The sequence below is a fragment of the Millisia brevis NBRC 105863 genome, from assembly GCF_001552615.1.
GTDB lineage: Bacteria > Actinomycetota > Actinomycetes > Mycobacteriales > Mycobacteriaceae > Millisia > Millisia brevis.
The window spans coordinates 24,266-41,633 of record NZ_BCRN01000013.1 but is presented as its reverse complement, the minus strand read 5'-3'; the positions used below and the strand labels follow the sequence as shown (position 1 = coordinate 41,633).

Annotated in this window: 19 protein-coding genes; 9 read left to right on the top strand and 10 right to left on the bottom strand. The window is 69.7% G+C overall.

Features of this window, described 5'->3' with window-relative positions:
* Positions 1–6: 6 nt before the first annotated feature.
* Positions 7–525 (bottom strand): MarR family winged helix-turn-helix transcriptional regulator, encoded by a 519-nt coding sequence (locus MB1_RS17340; RefSeq protein WP_084352057.1) that lies wholly within the window; start codon positions 523–525, stop codon positions 7–9.
* A 212-nt stretch (positions 526–737) separates the two neighbouring features.
* Here MB1_RS17340 and MB1_RS17335 point away from each other — a divergent pair, with 212 nt between their 5' ends.
* The gene (locus MB1_RS17335) at positions 738–1,535 is read left to right on the top strand and encodes a pirin family protein (RefSeq protein ID WP_066910464.1); all 798 of its coding nucleotides are present in this window, start codon (positions 738–740) and stop codon (positions 1,533–1,535) included.
* Positions 1,536–1,577: 42 nt separating this feature from the next.
* Here the strand turns inward: MB1_RS17335 and MB1_RS17330 are convergent, their stop codons facing one another.
* The 6 genes from MB1_RS17330 to MB1_RS17305 all read right to left on the bottom strand — a co-directional run bounded on the left by MB1_RS17330 (position 1,578) and on the right by MB1_RS17305 (position 8,371).
* The gene (locus MB1_RS17330; protein WP_066910115.1) at positions 1,578–2,030 is read right to left on the bottom strand and encodes a flavodoxin domain-containing protein; all 453 of its coding nucleotides are present in this window, start codon (positions 2,028–2,030) and stop codon (positions 1,578–1,580) included.
* A gap of 172 nt (positions 2,031–2,202) precedes the next feature.
* Entirely contained in the window at positions 2,203–4,707 is a 2,505-nt protein-coding gene (locus tag MB1_RS17325; protein ID WP_066910461.1) for an ABC transporter permease, read from the bottom strand.
* A 43-nt stretch (positions 4,708–4,750) separates the two neighbouring features.
* Positions 4,751–5,569 carry an ABC transporter ATP-binding protein gene (locus tag MB1_RS17320; RefSeq protein WP_066910112.1) on the bottom strand — a complete coding sequence of 273 codons (819 nt, stop codon included), beginning with the start codon at positions 5,567–5,569 and terminating at the stop codon, positions 4,751–4,753.
* A 141-nt stretch (positions 5,570–5,710) separates the two neighbouring features.
* Positions 5,711–6,499 carry a histidine utilization transcriptional repressor HutC gene (gene hutC / locus MB1_RS17315; RefSeq protein ID WP_066910109.1) on the bottom strand — a complete coding sequence of 263 codons (789 nt, stop codon included), beginning with the start codon at positions 6,497–6,499 and terminating at the stop codon, positions 5,711–5,713.
* Positions 6,500–6,581: 82 nt separating this feature from the next.
* On the bottom strand, positions 6,582–7,649 hold the full coding sequence (locus tag MB1_RS17310; protein WP_245650240.1) for an S-adenosylmethionine:tRNA ribosyltransferase-isomerase: 1,068 nt from the start codon (positions 7,647–7,649) through the stop codon (positions 6,582–6,584).
* Positions 7,646–8,371, bottom strand: a complete 726-nt coding sequence (locus tag MB1_RS17305; protein WP_066910455.1) for an SDR family NAD(P)-dependent oxidoreductase — start codon at positions 8,369–8,371, stop codon at positions 7,646–7,648. The genes MB1_RS17310 and MB1_RS17305 overlap by 4 nt, the downstream gene beginning before the upstream one ends.
* Positions 8,372–8,434: 63 nt before the next feature.
* Here MB1_RS17305 and soxR point away from each other — a divergent pair, with 63 nt between their 5' ends.
* From soxR to MB1_RS26840, 4 genes are all read left to right on the top strand, one after another.
* Positions 8,435–8,917, top strand: a complete 483-nt coding sequence (gene soxR, locus MB1_RS17300) for a redox-sensitive transcriptional activator SoxR (protein ID WP_218000261.1) — start codon at positions 8,435–8,437, stop codon at positions 8,915–8,917.
* Between the two features lie 39 nt (positions 8,918–8,956).
* A complete protein-coding gene (locus tag MB1_RS17295; RefSeq protein ID WP_084352055.1) occupies positions 8,957–9,361 on the top strand; it encodes a helix-turn-helix domain-containing protein in 405 nt (134 codons plus the stop codon).
* Positions 9,362–9,417: 56 nt separating this feature from the next.
* Complete coding sequence (locus MB1_RS17290) at positions 9,418–9,945, top strand: mycothiol transferase (protein WP_066910449.1); 528 nt, start codon at positions 9,418–9,420, stop codon at positions 9,943–9,945.
* 111 nt (positions 9,946–10,056) lie between these two features.
* Entirely contained in the window at positions 10,057–10,188 is a 132-nt protein-coding gene (locus MB1_RS26840) for a hypothetical protein (protein ID WP_281190188.1), read from the top strand.
* Positions 10,189–10,213: 25 nt separating this feature from the next.
* Here the strand turns inward: MB1_RS26840 and MB1_RS17285 are convergent, their stop codons facing one another.
* From MB1_RS17285 to nagA, 3 genes are all read right to left on the bottom strand, one after another.
* Positions 10,214–10,795 carry a ClpP family protease gene (locus MB1_RS17285; RefSeq protein WP_066910103.1) on the bottom strand — a complete coding sequence of 194 codons (582 nt, stop codon included), beginning with the start codon at positions 10,793–10,795 and terminating at the stop codon, positions 10,214–10,216.
* Positions 10,792–11,412, bottom strand: coding sequence for a ClpP family protease (locus MB1_RS17280; protein WP_066910100.1), 621 nt, complete (start codon positions 11,410–11,412; stop codon positions 10,792–10,794). Before MB1_RS17280 ends, MB1_RS17285 begins: the two co-directional genes overlap by 4 nt.
* Before the next feature lie 85 nt (positions 11,413–11,497).
* Positions 11,498–12,709 carry an N-acetylglucosamine-6-phosphate deacetylase gene (gene nagA / locus MB1_RS17275; protein ID WP_066910097.1) on the bottom strand — a complete coding sequence of 404 codons (1,212 nt, stop codon included), beginning with the start codon at positions 12,707–12,709 and terminating at the stop codon, positions 11,498–11,500.
* Positions 12,710–12,748: 39 nt separating this feature from the next.
* Here nagA and MB1_RS17270 point away from each other — a divergent pair, with 39 nt between their 5' ends.
* From MB1_RS17270 to hutH, 4 genes are all read left to right on the top strand, one after another.
* Positions 12,749–13,342, top strand: a complete 594-nt coding sequence (locus tag MB1_RS17270; protein WP_066910094.1) for a DUF1707 SHOCT-like domain-containing protein — start codon at positions 12,749–12,751, stop codon at positions 13,340–13,342.
* Positions 13,343–13,387: 45 nt separating this feature from the next.
* Positions 13,388–13,921, top strand: a complete 534-nt coding sequence (locus MB1_RS17265; RefSeq protein ID WP_066910091.1) for a glyoxalase superfamily protein — start codon at positions 13,388–13,390, stop codon at positions 13,919–13,921.
* Between the two features lie 155 nt (positions 13,922–14,076).
* Entirely contained in the window at positions 14,077–15,753 is a 1,677-nt protein-coding gene (hutU, locus tag MB1_RS17260; RefSeq protein ID WP_066910088.1) for a urocanate hydratase, read from the top strand.
* Complete coding sequence (gene hutH, locus MB1_RS17255) at positions 15,750–17,306, top strand: histidine ammonia-lyase (RefSeq protein ID WP_066910085.1); 1,557 nt, start codon at positions 15,750–15,752, stop codon at positions 17,304–17,306. Before hutU ends, hutH begins: the two co-directional genes overlap by 4 nt.
* Positions 17,307–17,368 lie beyond the last annotated feature (62 nt).

Below are 17,368 nucleotides of genomic sequence, written 5' to 3'. Positions count from 1 at the left end.
TTCCGCCTATACCGACGCGTCGACCGCGGCACCGATGGGGTTGCCCGCCCGATCCACGGCGGCGCCGTCCTGCGCTCCGAGCCGGCTGCGAATGCCGGTGAACACCCGATCGAGAACGGCCAACTCCTCGGGAGCGAGATCGTCGAAGATCGCCGCCCGAACCGCGGCCACGTGTCCGGGCGCGGCGGCCACCTGAGCCAGTTCACCGGCCTCGGTGAGCTCCGCGACGGTGCCACGCCCGTCCTCGCGGCATTCGGTGCGCCGTACCCAGCCCAGGCCTTCCATCCGGGCGATCGCCCGGGTGGCGCCACTGCGGGTGGTCGACATCGCCTCGGCGAGCGTTCCCATCCGGATGCGCCGATCCGGCGATTCCATCAGCGTGACCAGGATTTCGAAGTCGGTCAGCGACATGCCGCTGTCCCGACGCATCTGCCGGTCGAGCGCGCGGTTGACCAGCTTTCCGCTGTCGAGGTAGGCGCGCCATACCCGCTGTTCAACCGTGTCGAGCCAACGAACCTCGGACACTGGACCTCCCTCCGGCGCATGTAGTTGACTGATCAATCATACGCTCGAATTGCACGGAGCGCACGGGAACGCACACCCTTTCGAACCTCGCGGCGGTGAGAGATCCACCGGCCGGCAGGGCCGCGGCGAGTAGAATAGCCGCCGTTGCCGCCGAATGGCGCAATCGTTGTCGAGCTGTACCGACCGGCCCGGCGCCGGCCGAGAGGGTGGAGATGTCGTATCGGCCCAGCCCCTCCGCGGAGGCCGGCGGCCACATCGAGGTCCGCCGCGCCGACCAGCGCTTCGCCACCTCGATCGACTGGCTCGAATCGCGCACCTGCTTCTCCTTCGGCGCGCACTACGACCCGGCAAATACCCACCACGGGCTGCTGATCGCGAACAACGAGGAGATCGTCGCTCCGGTCACCGGCTTCGACACCCACCCGCACCGCGACGTCGAGATCGTCACCTGGGTGCTGTCCGGGGCGCTGGTGCATCAGGACTCCCTCGGCCACTCCGGGGCGATCTATCCGGGCCTCGCCCAACGGATGAGCGCCGGCAGCGGGGTGCTGCACTCGGAGAAGAACGACACCACCGCCCTGGGCCCGAACGTCGACGCGCCCACCGAACCGGTCCGCTTCGTACAGATGTGGGTCATACCCGACGCCCCCGGCGGTGATCCGGCCTACGAACAGCTCGAGGTCGGCGACGCCCTCGCGTCCGGAGATCTGGTAGCGGTTGTCTCGGGGCTGCCCCGCCACCGCGACCATTCCGCCATCCGCATCGGCAACTCGGATGCCGCGATGCACGTGACCCGGATGGTGCCCGACCGGGCGGTCACCCTGCCCGAGGCGCCGTTTCTGCACGTCTACGTCGTCGACGGGGCCGCGGAGCTCGAGGGCGTCGGCCGTGTGGAGGCGGGCGACGCCGTTCGGCTGACCGACATCGGCGGCCTGCGCCTGAGCACGGACGCTACGGCCGAGGTGCTGGTCTGGGAGATGCACTCCGCGCTGCGCCCACCCGGCCGGTAGCCGGGGACCCGACCGGCGGACACCGTCGGACGCGTGCGAGAGTCAGTCTCGGGCGGCCAGGGCGATGATCTCGCCGGCCCAGTCGGAGGCGAGGTCCTTCGGCTTGTCGGCCGACGACGCGTCGTGGCGGCCGTGGGTGCCGACCTGGGTCGCGCCGAGCGCCGACAGCTTCTCCGCGCAGATCTCGCCGCCGCGGTTGAAGGTGTCCTCGTAGACCTGGTCGCCCAGACCGAAGACCGCGAACCGCAGGCCGGTCAGGTCGGGGGTCTCCTCGTCGAGCAGGTCGAAGAACGGCAGCGCGCTCGACGGCAGTTCACCGTCGCCGTAGGTCGAGCAGATGACGACGTAGAAGTTCGCCGGGTCGAGATCCTCGATGGCGTAGTCGGTCATATCGAACGTCTCGACCTCGGTGTGTTCGGCAAGCACGTCCGCAACCGCATCGGACACGTCCTCGGCCGTCCCGGTTTCGGTGCCGTACAAGATGACCACGGACATGATTGCTCCTGAGCTGCTCTCTACATGGGTTACCGCGCCGAAAGTCCACTGCGCCGGGCTCGGCTCAGCCCAGGATACCGGGCCTATTCGTGCGGGCGGCGGGCTCCGTATCGTGCTTCGGAACACCCACCGCCCGCCACGAACGTCGGATCACACCATCGCGACCCTCGGGTCAGTCGACGGCGATCGCCTCGAGCGGTTTGGTGCGGGCGGCGCGAATCGCCGGCAGCAGCGCAGCCACCACACCGACGACACCGGATGCCACCAGCATCAACACCACCTGCACCCACGGCAGCGAGAGCACCTCGAGGCCGTCGTCACGCAGGGTGCGCACCAGCCCCCAGCCGAAGAACAGGCCCATGGCGACACCGACGATGCCGCCGTAGACCGCGATCATCGCCGACTCGAGATAGATCGTGCGCCGGATCTGCGCCCGCTGGGTGCCGACCGCGCGCATCATGCCGATCTCGCGCCGACGTTCGGTCACCGACAACGCCAGGGTGTTGACGATGCCGAGGATCGAGATGATCACCGTCAGCGCCAGCAATCCGTAGAGGATCGCGATCACCGAGTCGATCTGCGCCGCCTGCGAACCGCGGAACTCGGCTTCGTCCTGCACCTGCACGAGCAGGTACGGGTCGGTGGCCTGCTCGAGACCGGTCCGGACGGTCTCCGGATCGGCGCCCGGCTGCAGGGTGATCAGTGCCAGCAGATCCGTGCGGGTCGTATCGGTGGTCAGCTCGTTGTAGGCCGGGCCGGAGACCGAGGCGGAGCCGAGGAGGGCCTCGTCGGTGTAGATGCCGGTCACCGGCAGTTCGACCGGACGCCCGCTCGCGCCGACGACGGTCACCGAGTCGCCGACCTGCTTGCCGAGGTCCGCGGCGTCACCGGTGCTCAGGATGATCGCGGCCTCCGACTCGGGCAGGTTTCCGGAGGTGAAGCCGGGGTCCATCACGTCGGTCATCGGACCGGTGATTCCGGAGATGAACTCCGACTGCCCGTCGAGGTTGACCGACAGTCCGTGGGCGACGACCACCGAGGCAACCCCCGGCACGTCCGCGGCTGCGTCGGCCGCCCCGATCGGGATCGGGAAGGTCGGCTGGGCGGCGGTCAGCACGAAGTCGGCGGACACCCCGCGCGAGATCAGCTGATCGACGCTCGACCGCGCCGAGGCGCCGATCGTCGCGACCAGGGCGACCAACAGCAGACCGAGGGACAACGCGAAGGCGGTGGCCGCCGTGCGCTTGGGCATCCGGATCGCATTGGTGCGAGCCAGTCGGCCGATGGTGCCGAACGGCGCGCCGATCACCCGCCCGAGGCCGTCGACCAGGACGCGCGACAACGCCGGCGAGACCAGCAGCAGTCCGACGATCGCGGCGACGGCACCGATGCCGACCACCGTCGCCGGGCGCGACCCGGTCGAGAAGGAGGCGATCAGCACGGCGGCGAGGCCCCCGATGCCCAGGACCGACCCGATGATCGTGCGGGTGCGCAGCGACGTCGCGGACGAGTACTGCTCCCGCATCGCGGCGACCGGCGGGATCTTCGACGCCCGTTGGGCCGGGGCGTACGAGCTGACCATCGTCACGACGATGCCGACGAGCAGCGTCACGATGATGGTGCGCGGCTGCACCGACAGGTCGCCGCTCGGGAGTCCCAGATCGAAGGCGTTGAGCACGGTGCGCAGCCCGAAGGCCAAGCCGATACCGGCGAGCAGGCCGACCACGCTGCCGATCAGGCCGATCACGAAGGCCTCGAAGAGGACGGCGCTGCCGATCTGCCGGCTCGACGCTCCGATCGCCCGCAGCAGGGCGAACTCCTGCAGTCGCTGGGCGACGAGCATCGAGAAGGTGTTGTAGATGATGAACGTGCCGACGACCAGGCCGATCGCGGCGAAGGCCAACAGGATGTAGTTGACGAAGCTCAGCGCCTGGTTGACCTGCGACAGCACGCTGTCGCGGAACTCCTGGCCGGTCTCGACCCGCAGGTCGGGCAGCGCGGTGGAGATCTCGTCGCGCAGCTGTTCCGGGGTCACCCCGGCGGCGGCGGCGACGTTGTACTGGGCGACGTGCTCGCCGTCGGAGAAGATCTGCAGGGCCTGGTCCTGCGAGAAGGCGACGCCGACGTAGCCGCTGGTATCGCCGGAGCCCTGGTAGATGCCGGTGATGGTGATGTCGAAGCTGCCGCCCGAGGGCAACAGCAGCCGCGTGGTCGAGCCGACATCGAGGCCGGCCTTCTCCGCCGCGGAGGCGTTCAGGGCCACCTGGTTGTCGCCGGCGGGGGCCACGCCGCTGACGATCTCCTCGGCCTGGCCGACGCCGTCGCCCACCCAGCCGAAGCCCTCGCTCGGCGCGCCGCCGCTCTGCACGGGATTGCCGTCCGCGCCGACGAGCACCACCGCGCCGGAGACCACCGGGGAGAACGCGGCGACGTCGGGCAGCGTCGAGAGGGTGTCACCGGCGGTGACCGGCACCAGGGTCGGGGAGTTCTCGGCGGGCTGTACGACGACGTCGATGCCCTGACCGACCTCGTCGAAGATGCCGTCGAAGGTGGCCTTGAGGGTGTCGGTGAAGACAAACGATCCGGCGAGGAAGGCGGTGCCGAGGACCACCGACAGCACGGTCATCAGCAGTCGGCCCTTGTGGGCCGACAGGTTGCGTAGGGACACGCGGCGCATAGGCGCGGCGGAACCCGAGGAAGCCAGCGGTGCGGTCATCGGTTCAGACCCGTGCCTGCGTGTCGGCGTTCACGGCGGCGTGCTCGGGGGCCGCCGGGGCCTGCAGTTCCTTCATCCGGTCGAGGACCGAGTCGGCGGTCGGGTCGAGCAGTTCGCCGCTGATCTTGCCGTCGGCGAGGAAGATCACCCGGTCCGACCAGGCGGCGGCGGTCGGTTCGTGGGTGACCATCACGACGGTCTGCCCGAAGTCGTCGACCGCGCTGCGCAGGATGCCGAGGACCTCCTCGGTCGAGCGGGAGTCGAGGTTGCCGGTCGGCTCGTCGCCGAAGATGATCTCGGGCCGGCCGGCGAGCGCCCGGGCGCAGGCGACACGCTGCTGCTGACCACCGGACAGCTCGCTGGGCCGGTGGCCGATGCGGTCGCGCAGGCCGAGTCGGTCGATGACGGTATCGAGCCATTCCTGGTCGGGCTTGCGGCCGGCGATGTCCATCGGCAGCGTGATGTTCTCCAGCGCGGTGAGCGTGGGGACGAGGTTGAACGCCTGGAAGACGAAGCCGATCCGGTCGCGTCGCAGGGCGGTGATCTGCTTGTCCGACAGGGCCGTCAGGTCGGTGTCGCCGACGAGAACCCTTCCACTCGTTGCGGAATCGAGACCCGCCAGGCAGTGCATCAGCGTGGATTTGCCGCTGCCGGAGGGGCCCATGATCGCCGTGAAGCGTCCCTGGTCGAAGGTGACCGTCACATCGTCGAGCGCGGCGACACTGGTCTGGCCGCTGCCGTAGATCTTCGACAGTTCGATCGCGCGTGCCGCGGGGACCCCCTCGCCCGAGGCGTTGTCGTCCAACTCCGCATGCTTGCCCATCAAGGAACCCTTCGTGTGGTGTGTGGAGACGCCGCACCGCGCCGACCGACGTCCCGGCTGCTGTCCATCGTGCCCCCACCGATGCCGCGAGGATATCGGGGAACACCCCGGTCCCGGGCGACGCCCATGGCCGGTCGCGGCCTACCGGCCGACGTCGAAGGTGCCGCGCAGGGTGATCCGCGAGCCGGGGTGGATCAGCCGCGCCGCGCTGACCAGCGCTCGCGCCGACCAGGTGCGCCGCCTGATCAGCAGACAGGGCTCGCCCGGGTCGATCCGCAGCAGGGCGCGGTCGGCGGCCGACGCCACCACCGATTCGACGACGTGCTCGCCGCGCACCAGCGGGGCGGTGCGCTGCAGATAGTCGTGCGGAGTGATCCGGGTGAAGTCCTGGTCGAGATATCCGGGCACCTCCCGGGGCGCCACCCAGCGATCCTCCACCTGGATCGGCGTCTCGTCCTCGAAGTGGACGACGACGGAATGGTATGCCCGGTCGGAGAATTCGCGTCGGAGCAGCGGATCGTCCGGAGCGGCCTGCGCCAGGGTGATCACCTCGGCGCGGTGGGAGTGCCCGCGGGCGGCGATCTCCTCGGCGATATCGCGCACCTCGAGCAGCGGCGATGCGCCCTTGGTGGTCTCGGCCACAAACGATCCGACCCCCATGGTGCGCACGATGCGCCCGTCGGCGGCCAACTCGCGCAGCGCCCGATTGACCGTCATCCGGGACAGACCGAGCGCGGTGACGAGTTGGTTCTCCGAGGGCAGTTGGTACCCCTCCGACCAGCGCCCGGTGCGGATGTGGTCGACGACGGCGGTCTTGATCCGCTCGTAGGCGGGAGCCGGCGAGGCCGCGGAGCCCTCGTAGGCGGCGACGAGATCACCGAGGGTGTCGACGGGCGAGCCGTCGGCGCGGACGATCCCTCCGGTTGTCATCCGCCGCTCCCGCTCGTCCCGAATCACGGCCCACACCGGCCGCCTGTCTATACAGGATAGGGCAGGGTGATTCCGCCGCCGGTCACCCCCGCCGATCGGGCAGCAACAGGCACGAGTCACCGAACTCGTGCCAGAGGTATCCGGCGTCGACGGCCGCCGCGTACGCGGCCCGGGTCAGGTCGGACCCGGCGATCGACTCGACCAGCAGCAGGTGCGAGGCGTCCGGTTCGTGCCAGCCGGTGATCAATCCGTCGACCAGTCGCGCCGGCGCGTCGGGGCCGATGACGCGGTCGGTCCACCCCTCGGCGGCGATCGCCCGCCCGCCGCGCTCCGCGGATTCGAGCGCGCGGGCGACGGTCGTGCCGACGGCCACCACCCGCCGACCGGCGGCCCGGGCCGCGTTGACCGCCCGCGCGGTCGCGTCCGACACCCGGAACCACTCGGCCTGGGGAACCTCGCCGGCCTCGAGCGAGGACAGCCCCGTGTGCAGGGTGATCGGCGCGAACACCACCCCGGCCGCGATCAGGTCGAGAACGACGTCGGTCGTGAACGGCCGCGCCGCCGAAGGCATTTCGGAGCTTCCCGGATCCCGCGAGAAGACGGTCTGGTAGTCCTCCAGCGGGTAGCGGTCATCGAGGTAGCCGTACGCGATCGGCCGGCCGTGCGTCTGCAGGCGCCGTTCGAGATCGCCGTCGATATCCGTGCGCCAGAGCCGAACCCCGCGGCGCGCGTCGCTCGTGCGGTAGGGCTCGCGCAGGGTGAATCGCACATCCCCGGCGGCGATCCGGTCGCCGGGGGCCGCGTCGAGCACCGGATCGGCGGCGTCCGGCGCGGTACGGATCTCGACGACCCGACCGCCGTCGGCGAGGGCGCTGCCGAGATGCACCACAACCGGCGCACCTGCGCGGCGGCCATCGAGTTGCGCGGCCACCGTCGCGGACGTGTTGACCACCACGAGGTCTCCGGCGGCCAGCTCGGCGGCCAGGTCGGCGAAGACCCGGTGGCGCAGCGTTTCCGCGTCCGGTCGTCGGGCGACCAGCATGCGCACCCGATCGCGGGCCACCCCACGCCGTTCCGCGGGGGCGGCGGCCGTCGCCGGACCCGGCGACGGGAACACCACGATCGGCCGGTCCGTGGTCGCCGGGCTCACGACGCGCCACCAGCCGCGCGATCGAGCACCGTCGGGACGTCGGCCAGCCGATACCGCCCCGACGGCGGACGTTGGTCGAGCACCGCGAGCAGATACGGCACCACGGCGGCGGGGTCGGGGAGCTGCGAGAGGTCCTCCCCCGGAGCGGCGTCGGCGTGCATGCGGGTGCGCATATCTCCGGGATCGATCGCGTAGCCGGTGATGTCGGCCTCGGTGGCGGCGGTCAACGTCAGGTGCTCCAGCGCGGCCTTGGACGCGCCGTAGCCGCCCCAATTCGGGTAGTGATGCACCGCGGCGTCGGAGGTGACGGCGATCAGGATGCCGTTGCCGATCACCAGCGCGGGCATCAGCTGACGGGCCAATTCGTGTGGAGCGTCGACGTTGACCGCCCAGATGCCGCGCAGGTCGACCGAGTAGAGCGCGGCGGCGGGACGCATCGGCAAGGGGCCGAGGGTGCTCGCATTGTTGACCAGCAGGTCGAGCGGCCCGTGGCGCCGCACCTCGGCGATCAGGTCGGCGCGGTGACCGGGATCGGCGATATTGCCGGCGATGCCGATGATGTCGGTGTCGATGGTCGCCTGCAGCAAACGGGCAGGGTCGCGCCCGTCGACCACAACCGTCCAGCCGCGCTCGTCGAGCGCGCGGGCGAGTGCCAGCCCCAGACCGGAGCTGCCGCCGGTGATCAGCGCGGTGGGGCGTCGGTGGCTGTCGTGTGGGTTCATGCGGTCATAGTGCAAGTTAAAGTAAACTTGATCTCAAGGGTGAGCAGCCGATCCACATCCCGGATGACCGGCCGAGGAGGAACCGTGCGCACGACCGATCTGTTACCGATCAGCGAGGTGGCGGCCCGCAGCGGGTTCGCCGCCTCCGCGCTGCGCTATTACGAGTCCGAGGGCCTGATCGATGCCCAACGGTCCGGCGGGAACCAGCGGCGCTACGAACGCAATGTGCTGCGCCGCCTCGCGTTCATCCGCGCGGCGAGCAATGTGGGCCTGACCATCACCGAGATCCGCGAGGAGCTCGACCGCCTCCCCCACGGTCACGCACCGAAACGATCCGACTGGCAGGACATTTCGAACCACTGGCGGGGCCGGCTCAATGAGCGCATCGAGGCGCTCGAGAAGCTGCGCGACAATCTCGACTCCTGCATCGGGTGCGGCTGCCTGTCGTTGGACACCTGCGCGATGGCCAATCCGAACGACATCGCCGCCGCCCGCGCCGGTGGTCCCGGCGCCGCCTATCTGCCGCCGCTGTTGCGCCGCCCCTGATCGCCGACCGCGCGATCCGCACCCCGCTACCCTGGTTCCATGAGCGACGTCGTCCCGTTTCGCCCCCGCGGCCGGTCGCAGTCGAGCGCCGAGTCCGCCCGCCCCACCGATGCGGCCGCAGGCGATCGCGCCTCCCGACCCGACGCCGACCGGGTGCCGTTGTGGCGCGAGGCGGTCGGCCGTGAGATGCGCCGCGAGCGGCAGGACCGCCGGGAGCGCATCAGTGACATCGCCGACCGGGCGGGCATCTCGCCGCAGTACCTCTCCGAGCTCGAACGCGGGCGCAAGGACCCCTCGTCCGAGGTGATGGAGGCGGTCGCCGGCGCGCTGGGCCTGCGCACGGTCGACCTCGCCCGCCGCGCCGCGTCCCGCCTCGATCGGGTGGTCCACGCGGCGCCGACACTCCGCCCGGGGACGTCGACACCGACCTGCCTGGCCGCCTGACCTCGATCGACGCCGGCCCGGTGTCGGCCGCCGATCCGACCGTGCATGCTGTCACCATGAGCGAACCCGATGACCCGCAGCCCGGGCTCGAGGAAGCGAAGGCCCTCCTGCGCGACGGCTTCGGCCGTATCCGCACCGAGGTCCCCGCGGTGCTCGACGGGCTGACCGAGCAACAGATTCTCTGGCGTGCCGATCCGTCGGCCAACCACATCGCTTGGCTCGTTTGGCATCTCAGTCGCCAACAGGACGACCAGGTCGCCGCGATCGGGAACCTGACGACGGTCTGGCAGGACGGTTGGGTCGACCGGTTGAAGTTGCCGTACTCACCGCGCGCATCCGGCTACGGGATGTCCGCGGCCGACGTCGGAGCCTTCCCGCCGGTGGAGCCGGAGTTGTTGATCGGCTACCAGGACGCGGTCGCCGATATGACGATCGGCGTCATCGACGCCCTCGACGATTTCGACCGGGTGGTCGACCGACGGTGGACGCCGCCGGTCACCGCAGGGGTCCGCCTGGTCTCCGTGGTCGAGGACTGCGCCAAACATCTCGGCCAGGCGGAATTCATTCGCGGCATGCTCGTCTGAACCCACACCGGAGCGACATCCGGACCGACCCGCCGTGCCGACGTGTTAACGCCGGCACGGCGGATCCCGATCACCCCACTGCACGAACACATATCGCAAAGGAGCGCATCGGTGGGATCCTACGAACTGCTGACCTGGCTGCACGAGGGCGCGAGCGCGGGGGACCCGATCCGCGGTCCGCTCTACGTCGCCGCCTTCCTGGCCATCGGTCTGGTCAACCTGCTGGCCGGCAACCCGTTCTGACCGCCGTTCACCGACAGGGTCGGCATCACCGCACGATCAGATCGACGATGCCGTAGTCGACGGCCTGCTCGGCGGTGAGGATCAGGTCGCGCTCGGTGTCGGTGCGCACCTGCTCCGGGGATCGGCCGGTATGCGCGGCGAGGATCGATTCCTGGAGGGCGCGAACGCGTTCGATCTCGTCGGCCTCGAGGATGAGGTCGGGGATCGTGCCGCGCCCCTCGGCGGCGGGAGCGTGAATCACGATGCGGCCGTGCGGCAGCATCATGCGGCTACCCTTCGCGCCGCCCGCGAGCAGCATCGTCGCCGACGCCAATGCCTGTCCGACGCAGATGGTCTGGACCGGCGGCTTGACGTATTGCATCGTGTCGTAGATCGCCAGGGTGGCGGTGATCGACCCGCCCGGTGAGTTGAGATAGAGCTGAATCGGGCTGTCCGCACTATCGGTCTGCAGGTGCAGCAACTGGGCGATCACCGCGTTCGCGACACCGTCGTCGATGCCCGTGCCCAGATAGATCACCCGGTCGTCGAGCAGCCGGCTGTAGATGTCGACGGTGCGCTCGCCCTGCGAATTCCTGGTCGTGACGTACGGAATCGTATAGGTGCTCAACGGTTCTCTCCCAGTCCGGTGCGGCGGCGCGCCGCGATCAGCGGCTCGGTGGAGGTGATGATGTCGTCGACGAAGCCGTACCGTTGCGCTTCGGCGGCGGTGAACCACCGATCGCGCCGCGAGTCGCGTTCCACCTCGTCGTAGCTGCGGCCGACATCCTGCGCGATGCAGCCGAGGACCGCGTCGCGGGTATGTCGCAGATCGTCCGCCTGTATGGCGATGTCCATTGCCGTTCCGCCGATCCCGGCGGATCCCTGGTGCAGCAGCACCTTGGACTGGGGCATCGCGAACCGCTTGCCTCGGGTGCCGGACGACAATAGGAATTGGCCGGCGCTGTAGGCCATGCCGAGGTTGATCGTGCTGACATCGTTGGGGATCGTGCGGATGCAGTCGCGGATCGCGAGCATGCCGGGTACCGATCCGCCCGGGCTGTTGATCAGGAAGCGGATATCTGCGTCCGGGTCGTCCGCCGACAGCAAGATGAGCGCGGCGCAGAGCCGGTTGCTGTTGCGATCCTCGAGCGGTTCACCGAGGAAGATGGTGCGCTGCTCGAACAGTCGCCGGTGCAGGTCCTGGTCGAGGGAGTTCTGGGCGGCCAATGCCGTGGTCTCAGCCATACGTCGCAGCCTGCCGCGCCGACCGGGTGCGGGCCGGCCGGCGCTGCTGTGGGCAGCGCCGATCCGCTCCCGGCGGCGCGGGACCTCAGTTCCGCGGGGGCGACAGTCCCGGTGTCACGATCCACCGTCCACGACGAAGCACTCCGATCACCCGTAGATCCGCGTCGAGCGCGACCAGGTCCGCTGTTGCCCCGGGCACAAGCGCGGGTTCGGGCAAGCGGAGCGCCCGTGCGGGATTCATCGAGGTCTGCCGCACCGCGACCTGCAGGGCCTGCGCTCGCGGGATTCCGCTGCCGCTCACCGCGGCGCGGAAGACCCGGTCCATCGTCGCGGTGCTGCCGGCGATCGCGTCGGTACCGGCGACCGGCGCGGTGATGTCGGTCCCGGCGCGGCGGGCAGTGTTACCACGCCCGGCTACGCGGGCGGTGCCGCCGGTGACGGTCACGTCGAGGGGACCGAGTTGGTAGTCACCGTCCGGCATCCCCGCCGCGGCCATCGCATCGGTGACCAGCGCAACCCGATCCGGCCCGACGACGCGGGTGACGTGGCGGTACAACGCGGGGTGCAGGTGTACCCCGTCGACGATCAACTCCACGGTGACCCGGTCATCCTCGAGCAGCGCGATCACCGGCCCCGGCTCCCGGTGGTGTACCGGCCGCATCGCATTGAACAAGTGCGTGCCCACCGTCGCTCCGGCGTCGATCGCCGCACGGGTCTGCTCGTAGGTCGCATCGGTGTGACCGAGCGCCACCACCACACCTGCTGCCACCAGGCGCTCTACCGCCTCGAGTGCGCCCGGCACTTCCGGCGCCAGCGTTACCATCCGAACTGCGTCGAACTCCAGAATCCGGTCGATCTCTTCGACCGTTGGCGCGCGCAGCGCCCGCGGGTCGTGGGCACCGCACCGTTGGGCGGACAGCCAAGGACCCTCCAGGTGAACTCCGGCGAGTTCGCCGGATTCAACTGTACCGGTGAGTGATTCAATGGTTGTCCGCAACCGTTCGCTGCTTTCGCTCACCAGCGAGGCCACCATCGTCGTGGTGCCGCGACGGCGGTGCAGGTCGATCGCGGATGCGGTGGCCGCTTCGGCGCCGTCGGGAAACGAACCTCCGCCGCCGCCGTGGACGTGCATGTCGACGAACCCGGGGACGAGGACGGCATCGGCGCCGAGGTCCACATCGACGTGTCGATCCGGCCGACCGGATCCCACCGCCGCGATCAGCCCGTCGACGACATCGACCCAGCCTCCGTCGATCGTTTCGTAACCGGTGACAACGGTCCCCGCGGCTATCAGCACTGCCGATCGGCCTGCATCCACTGTCCTAGAGTGTCAGATATGTCCGCGGATCAACCCGACGCCGAAATCCTGGTGGGAAATCCCGAGCGAGAGCGGGCCATCGCGTTGATCAACGACGCGCTCTCCACCGGCTACCTGCAGATCGCCGAGTTCGAGGAGCGCTCCGGCCGGGTGTATGCCGCCCGCAACCGAGGCGAACTGCGCCGCACGTTGGTCAACCTGCCGAATGCCGCACTGCTGTTTCCCGACCAGCCGCAGCCCTCTCCGGGCACCGCCGTCGCCACTCCCCCACGTCTCGAACTCGACGCGGACTGGAATGCTGTTCGCCGCGGAGGCAAGTGGCAGGTACCGGCCGACATCACGTGCACCGGCCGCGTCGGGGGTGGCATCGACCTCGACTTCGCCGAAGCCACGTTCACCTCGCCGAGTGTTCACCTCGAACTCGACGTGTGGCTGGTCACCGTCAGGGTGCGCCTGGGCGCGGACCAGCGGATCCGATACGACGGGCTGCGCGTCAGCCGGTGGTCGAGTCTGAAGGACAAGGCCGGTCCGCCCCGGTATCCCGGCGGCCCGCAGATCACCGTCGACGGTTCGCTCACCGGTGCAAGCGGACTGACCATCACACGCACGTGAGAGCCTCGGGCCGCGCGATTCGACATTCCCACGAAGGAGACCGACATGATTCCCCTGACCGTCGATGATGCCGAACAAGCCGCCCGCGCCCTGCGTGCATCGTTGTCGAGTGCGGGCCTGGCGAATCCGACGCATGAGCAAGCCCTCGAAACGCTCCCCCATACCGCCGGATACCGCGACTGGGACACCTACAGCGCCACGCTGACGACACCTCGGCCACTGCTGGCCGTGCCGATCCTGCGCAGCTACGACGAGTCTGTCGCGCGGCATTTCTATTGTGATTACCTGGGTTTCGAGGTGCAGTTCGAGCACCGGTTCGCGCCCGACCTGCCGCTGTACCTGCGTGTCGCCCGCGGTGACATAGAGATCGATCTGAGCGAGCATCACGGGGACGGAACACCCGGCAGCGTCGTGTGGATTGCCGTGACCGGCCTGACCGACCTGCATCGGGAACTGCGCGGCCGGGATGCGGTGGGCAATCTTCGACCCGGCATCGACCGCACCGCACCCGGTGGACCGACGATGACGATCACCGATCCGTTCCAGAACGTGCTGCGCTTCTGCGAAACGACGTCCTGACGGCAGTCGCCGGGCCGCGATCCCCCCCCCCGCCCGGCCCGGTTGGCCTTCCCGCTCGTCGGGGCGCCGGACAGTCACCGCTCTCGCCTTGACAGCAACCTGTATATACAGGACCATACAAGCAGGTTCAGGTAGTCGACGCAGGGAGGAAGTTCATGGACATCACGTCACCCGGTCACGAGGCGCGCCCGGTCCGCGCTCCCCGCGGTACCCAGCTCAATACCCGCGGGTGGCAGCAGGAGGGCGCCCTGCGGATGTTGATGAACAACCTGGACGCCGAGGTCGCCGAGTACCCGGACCAGCTGGTGGTCTACGGCGGCACCGGCCGCGCGGCGCGCAGCTGGGCGGCGTTCGACGCGATGGTCGAGACTCTGAAGACCCTGGCCGACGACGAGACGATGCTCGTGCAGTCCGGCAAGCCGGTCGGCGTCTTCCGCACCAATGTGTGGGCCCCGCGCGTCCTGCTCGCGAACTCGAATCTGGTGGGCGACTGGGCGAATTGGGAGGAATTCCGCCGCCTCGAGCAGCTCGGTCTGATCATGTACGGGCAGATGACCGCCGGATCGTGGATCTACATCGGCACCCAGGGCATCCTGCAGGGCACCTACGAGACCTTCGGCGCGGTCGCCCGCAAGCGCTTCAACGGCACGCTCGCCGGGACGATCACCCTGACCGCCGGACTCGGCGGCATGGGCGGCGCCCAGCCGTTGGCCGTCACCATGAACGAGGGCGTCGCGATCTGCGTCGACTGCGATCCGAGCCGCATCGAGCGGCGCATCGCGCACAAGTACCTGGATACCCAGGCCGACAGCCTCGATCACGCCCTGGAGTTGGCGATCGAGGCCCGCGATGCGCGGCGCCCCCTGTCGATCGGTGTGGAAGGCAATGCGGCGGAGCTCTTTCCGAAGCTGCTGGAGATGAACGCACCGATCGACATCGTCACCGACCAGACCTCCGCACACGACCCGTTGAGCTATCTGCCGCTCGGTATCGCCATCGAGGACATGAAGACGTTGGCCGACAAGGACCCCGCGACGTTCACCGAGGACGCCCGCGCGGCGATGGCCAAGCACGTCGAGGCGATGGTCGGCTTCCTCGATCGCGGCGCCGAGGTCTTCGACTACGGCAACTCGATTCGCGACGAGGCCCGCAAGGGCGGGTACGACCGCGCCTTCGACTTCCCGGGATTTGTGCCCGCCTACATCCGCCCATTGTTCGAGGAGGGCCTCGGCCCGTTCCGGTGGGCCGCATTGTCGGGCGACCCGGAGGACATCGCCAAGACCGACAAGGCGATCCTCGAACTGTTCCCCGAGAACGAGCACCTGCGCCGCTGGATCACGATGGCCGGGGAGAAGGTCGCCTTCGAGGGCCTGCCCGCCCGGATCTGTTGGCTCGGCTACGGTGAACGGCACCGCGCCGGACTGAAATTCAACGAGATGGTCGCCAGCGGTGAGCTCTCGGCGCCGCTCGCGATCGGCCGTGACCACCTCGACTCCGGGTCGGTGGCCTCCCCGTATCGGGAGACCGAGTCGATGGCCGACGGTTCCGACGCGATCGCCGACTGGCCGCTGCTCAACGCCCTGGTCAATACCGCCTCCGGCGCCTCGTGGGTGTCGATTCACCACGGCGGCGGCGTCGGCATGGGCCGGTCGATCCACGCCGGACAGGTGTGCATCGCCGACGGCACCGACCTGGCCGCGCAGAAGCTCGAGCGGGTGCTGACCAACGACCCCGGCATGGGCGTCATCCGGCACGTCGACGCCGGCTACGAGCATGCGGCGCAGACCGCTCGTGAACGCGGAGTGCGCATTCCGATGGCGGGGCAGCAGTGACCGTAACCACCGAAACATCCCCCGTCGAGGTCGGCATCGGCCCGGTGTCGATCGCCGACGTCGTCGCGGTGGCCCGCGACGGGCGGGCCATCCGCCTGACGGACGAATCGCTGGCCGAGATCGCGCGCTCCCGCACGCGGATCGAGGCCCTGGCGGCCGACCCGAACCCGGTCTACGGCGTCTCGACCGGATTCGGCGCCCTGGCTACCCGCCACATCCCGGTCGAGCTGCGGGTGCAGTTGCAGCGCAGCTTGATCCGTTCGCACGCCGCCGGCTCCGGGCCGGAGGTGGAACGCGAGGTGGTGCGGGCGATGATGCTGCTGCGGTTGTCCACCCTGGCGACGGGCCGCACCGGCGTGCGCCCGGAGGTGGCGACCACCTACGCGGGTCTGCTGAACGCCGGCATCGCCCCGGTGATCCACGAATACGGCAGCCTGGGCTGCTCCGGCGACCTCGCCCCGCTCGCGCACGCGGCGTTGGCGCTGATCGGCGAGGGGCCGGTGCGCACCGCGGACGGATCGCTGTCCACCGCCGCCGAGGCGATGGCCGCCCACGGGCTGACACCGGTGATCCTCGAGGAGAAGGAGGGCCTCGCGCTGATCAACGGCACCGACGGCATGCTCGGCATGCTGTCGCTGGCGATCACCGACCTCGACGAATTGCTGCGCCTGGCCGATATCTCCGCGGCGATGAGCGTCGAGGCGCTGCTGGGCACCGATGCGGTCTTCGCCGCCGACCTGCAGGCCCTGCGGCCGCAGCTCGGTCAGGCGGCGTCGGCATCCAATATCGCTCGGATGCTGGCCGATTCGCCGATCGTCGCCAGTCACGCCGGTCCCGAGGACACCAAGGTGCAGGACGCGTACTCGCTGCGCTGCGCACCGCAGGTCGCCGGCGGCGCCCGCGATACGGTCGACCATGCCCGGCTGATCGCCGGCCGGGAGTTGGCCTCGGCCATCGACAATCCGGTGGTGACGCCGGACGGCCGGGTGGCCTCCAATGGCAACTTCCACGGCGCCCCGGTCGCCTACGTCCTCGACTTCCTCGCGATCGTCGTCGCCGACGTGGCAAGCATCAGCGAGCGGCGCACCGACCGGCTGCTCGACAAGGCGCGCAACCACGGCCTGCCGCCATTCCTCGCGGACGACCCGGGTGTCGACAGCGGTCTGATGATCGCCCAGTACACCCAGGCGTCGATCGTCTCCGAGCTCAAGCGGCTGGCCAATCCGGCGAGCGTCGACTCGATCCCGTCGTCGGCGATGCAGGAGGACCACGTCTCGATGGGCTGGTCGGCCGCGCGCAAGCTGCGACGCGCGATCGACGGGCTGCGCCGGGTGGTGGCGATCGAGATCCTGGCCGCCGCACGCGGTATCGACCTGCGCGGACCCTTGTTGCCGGGACCCGGAACCGGTGCGGTCGTCGCCGCGCTGCGGGAACGGGTCGAAGGTCCCGGTACCGACCGCTTCCTCGCCCCGGACATCGAGGCGGCCGTCGAACTGGCCGAATCCGGGGCGTTGCTGCGGGCGGCGCAGGCTGCCGTCGGCATCCTGGCCTGATCGGTCCGGCGGCTCCGCCGAACCACCCTCCACCGATCCATCCGACCGAAAGGGCACCTCCG

Bases quoted from the DNA above. Each gene is read 5' to 3' on its own strand.
- MB1_RS17290 (WP_066910449.1), top strand. From the start codon at position 9,418: ATGAGCGAACCCGATGACCCGCAGCCCGGGCTCGAGGAAGCGAAGGCC.
- MB1_RS17295 (WP_084352055.1), top strand. From the start codon at position 8,957: ATGAGCGACGTCGTCCCGTTTCGCCCCCGCGGCCGGTCGCAGTCGAGC.
- MB1_RS17335 (WP_066910464.1), top strand. From the start codon at position 738: ATGTCGTATCGGCCCAGCCCCTCCGCGGAGGCCGGCGGCCACATCGAG.
- hutU (WP_066910088.1), top strand. From the start codon at position 14,077: ATGGACATCACGTCACCCGGTCACGAGGCGCGCCCGGTCCGCGCTCCC.
- soxR (WP_218000261.1), top strand. From the start codon at position 8,435: ATGACCGGCCGAGGAGGAACCGTGCGCACGACCGATCTGTTACCGATC.
- MB1_RS17265 (WP_066910091.1), top strand. From the start codon at position 13,388: ATGATTCCCCTGACCGTCGATGATGCCGAACAAGCCGCCCGCGCCCTG.
- MB1_RS17280 (WP_066910100.1), bottom strand. From the start codon at position 11,412: ATGGCTGAGACCACGGCATTGGCCGCCCAGAACTCCCTCGACCAGGAC.
- MB1_RS17320 (WP_066910112.1), bottom strand. From the start codon at position 5,569: ATGGGCAAGCATGCGGAGTTGGACGACAACGCCTCGGGCGAGGGGGTC.
- MB1_RS17325 (WP_066910461.1), bottom strand. From the start codon at position 4,707: ATGCGCCGCGTGTCCCTACGCAACCTGTCGGCCCACAAGGGCCGACTG.
- MB1_RS17305 (WP_066910455.1), bottom strand. From the start codon at position 8,371: ATGAACCCACACGACAGCCACCGACGCCCCACCGCGCTGATCACCGGC.
- hutC (WP_066910109.1), bottom strand. From the start codon at position 6,499: ATGACAACCGGAGGGATCGTCCGCGCCGACGGCTCGCCCGTCGACACC.
- MB1_RS17270 (WP_066910094.1), top strand. From the start codon at position 12,749: ATGTCCGCGGATCAACCCGACGCCGAAATCCTGGTGGGAAATCCCGAG.
- MB1_RS17330 (WP_066910115.1), bottom strand. From the start codon at position 2,030: ATGTCCGTGGTCATCTTGTACGGCACCGAAACCGGGACGGCCGAGGAC.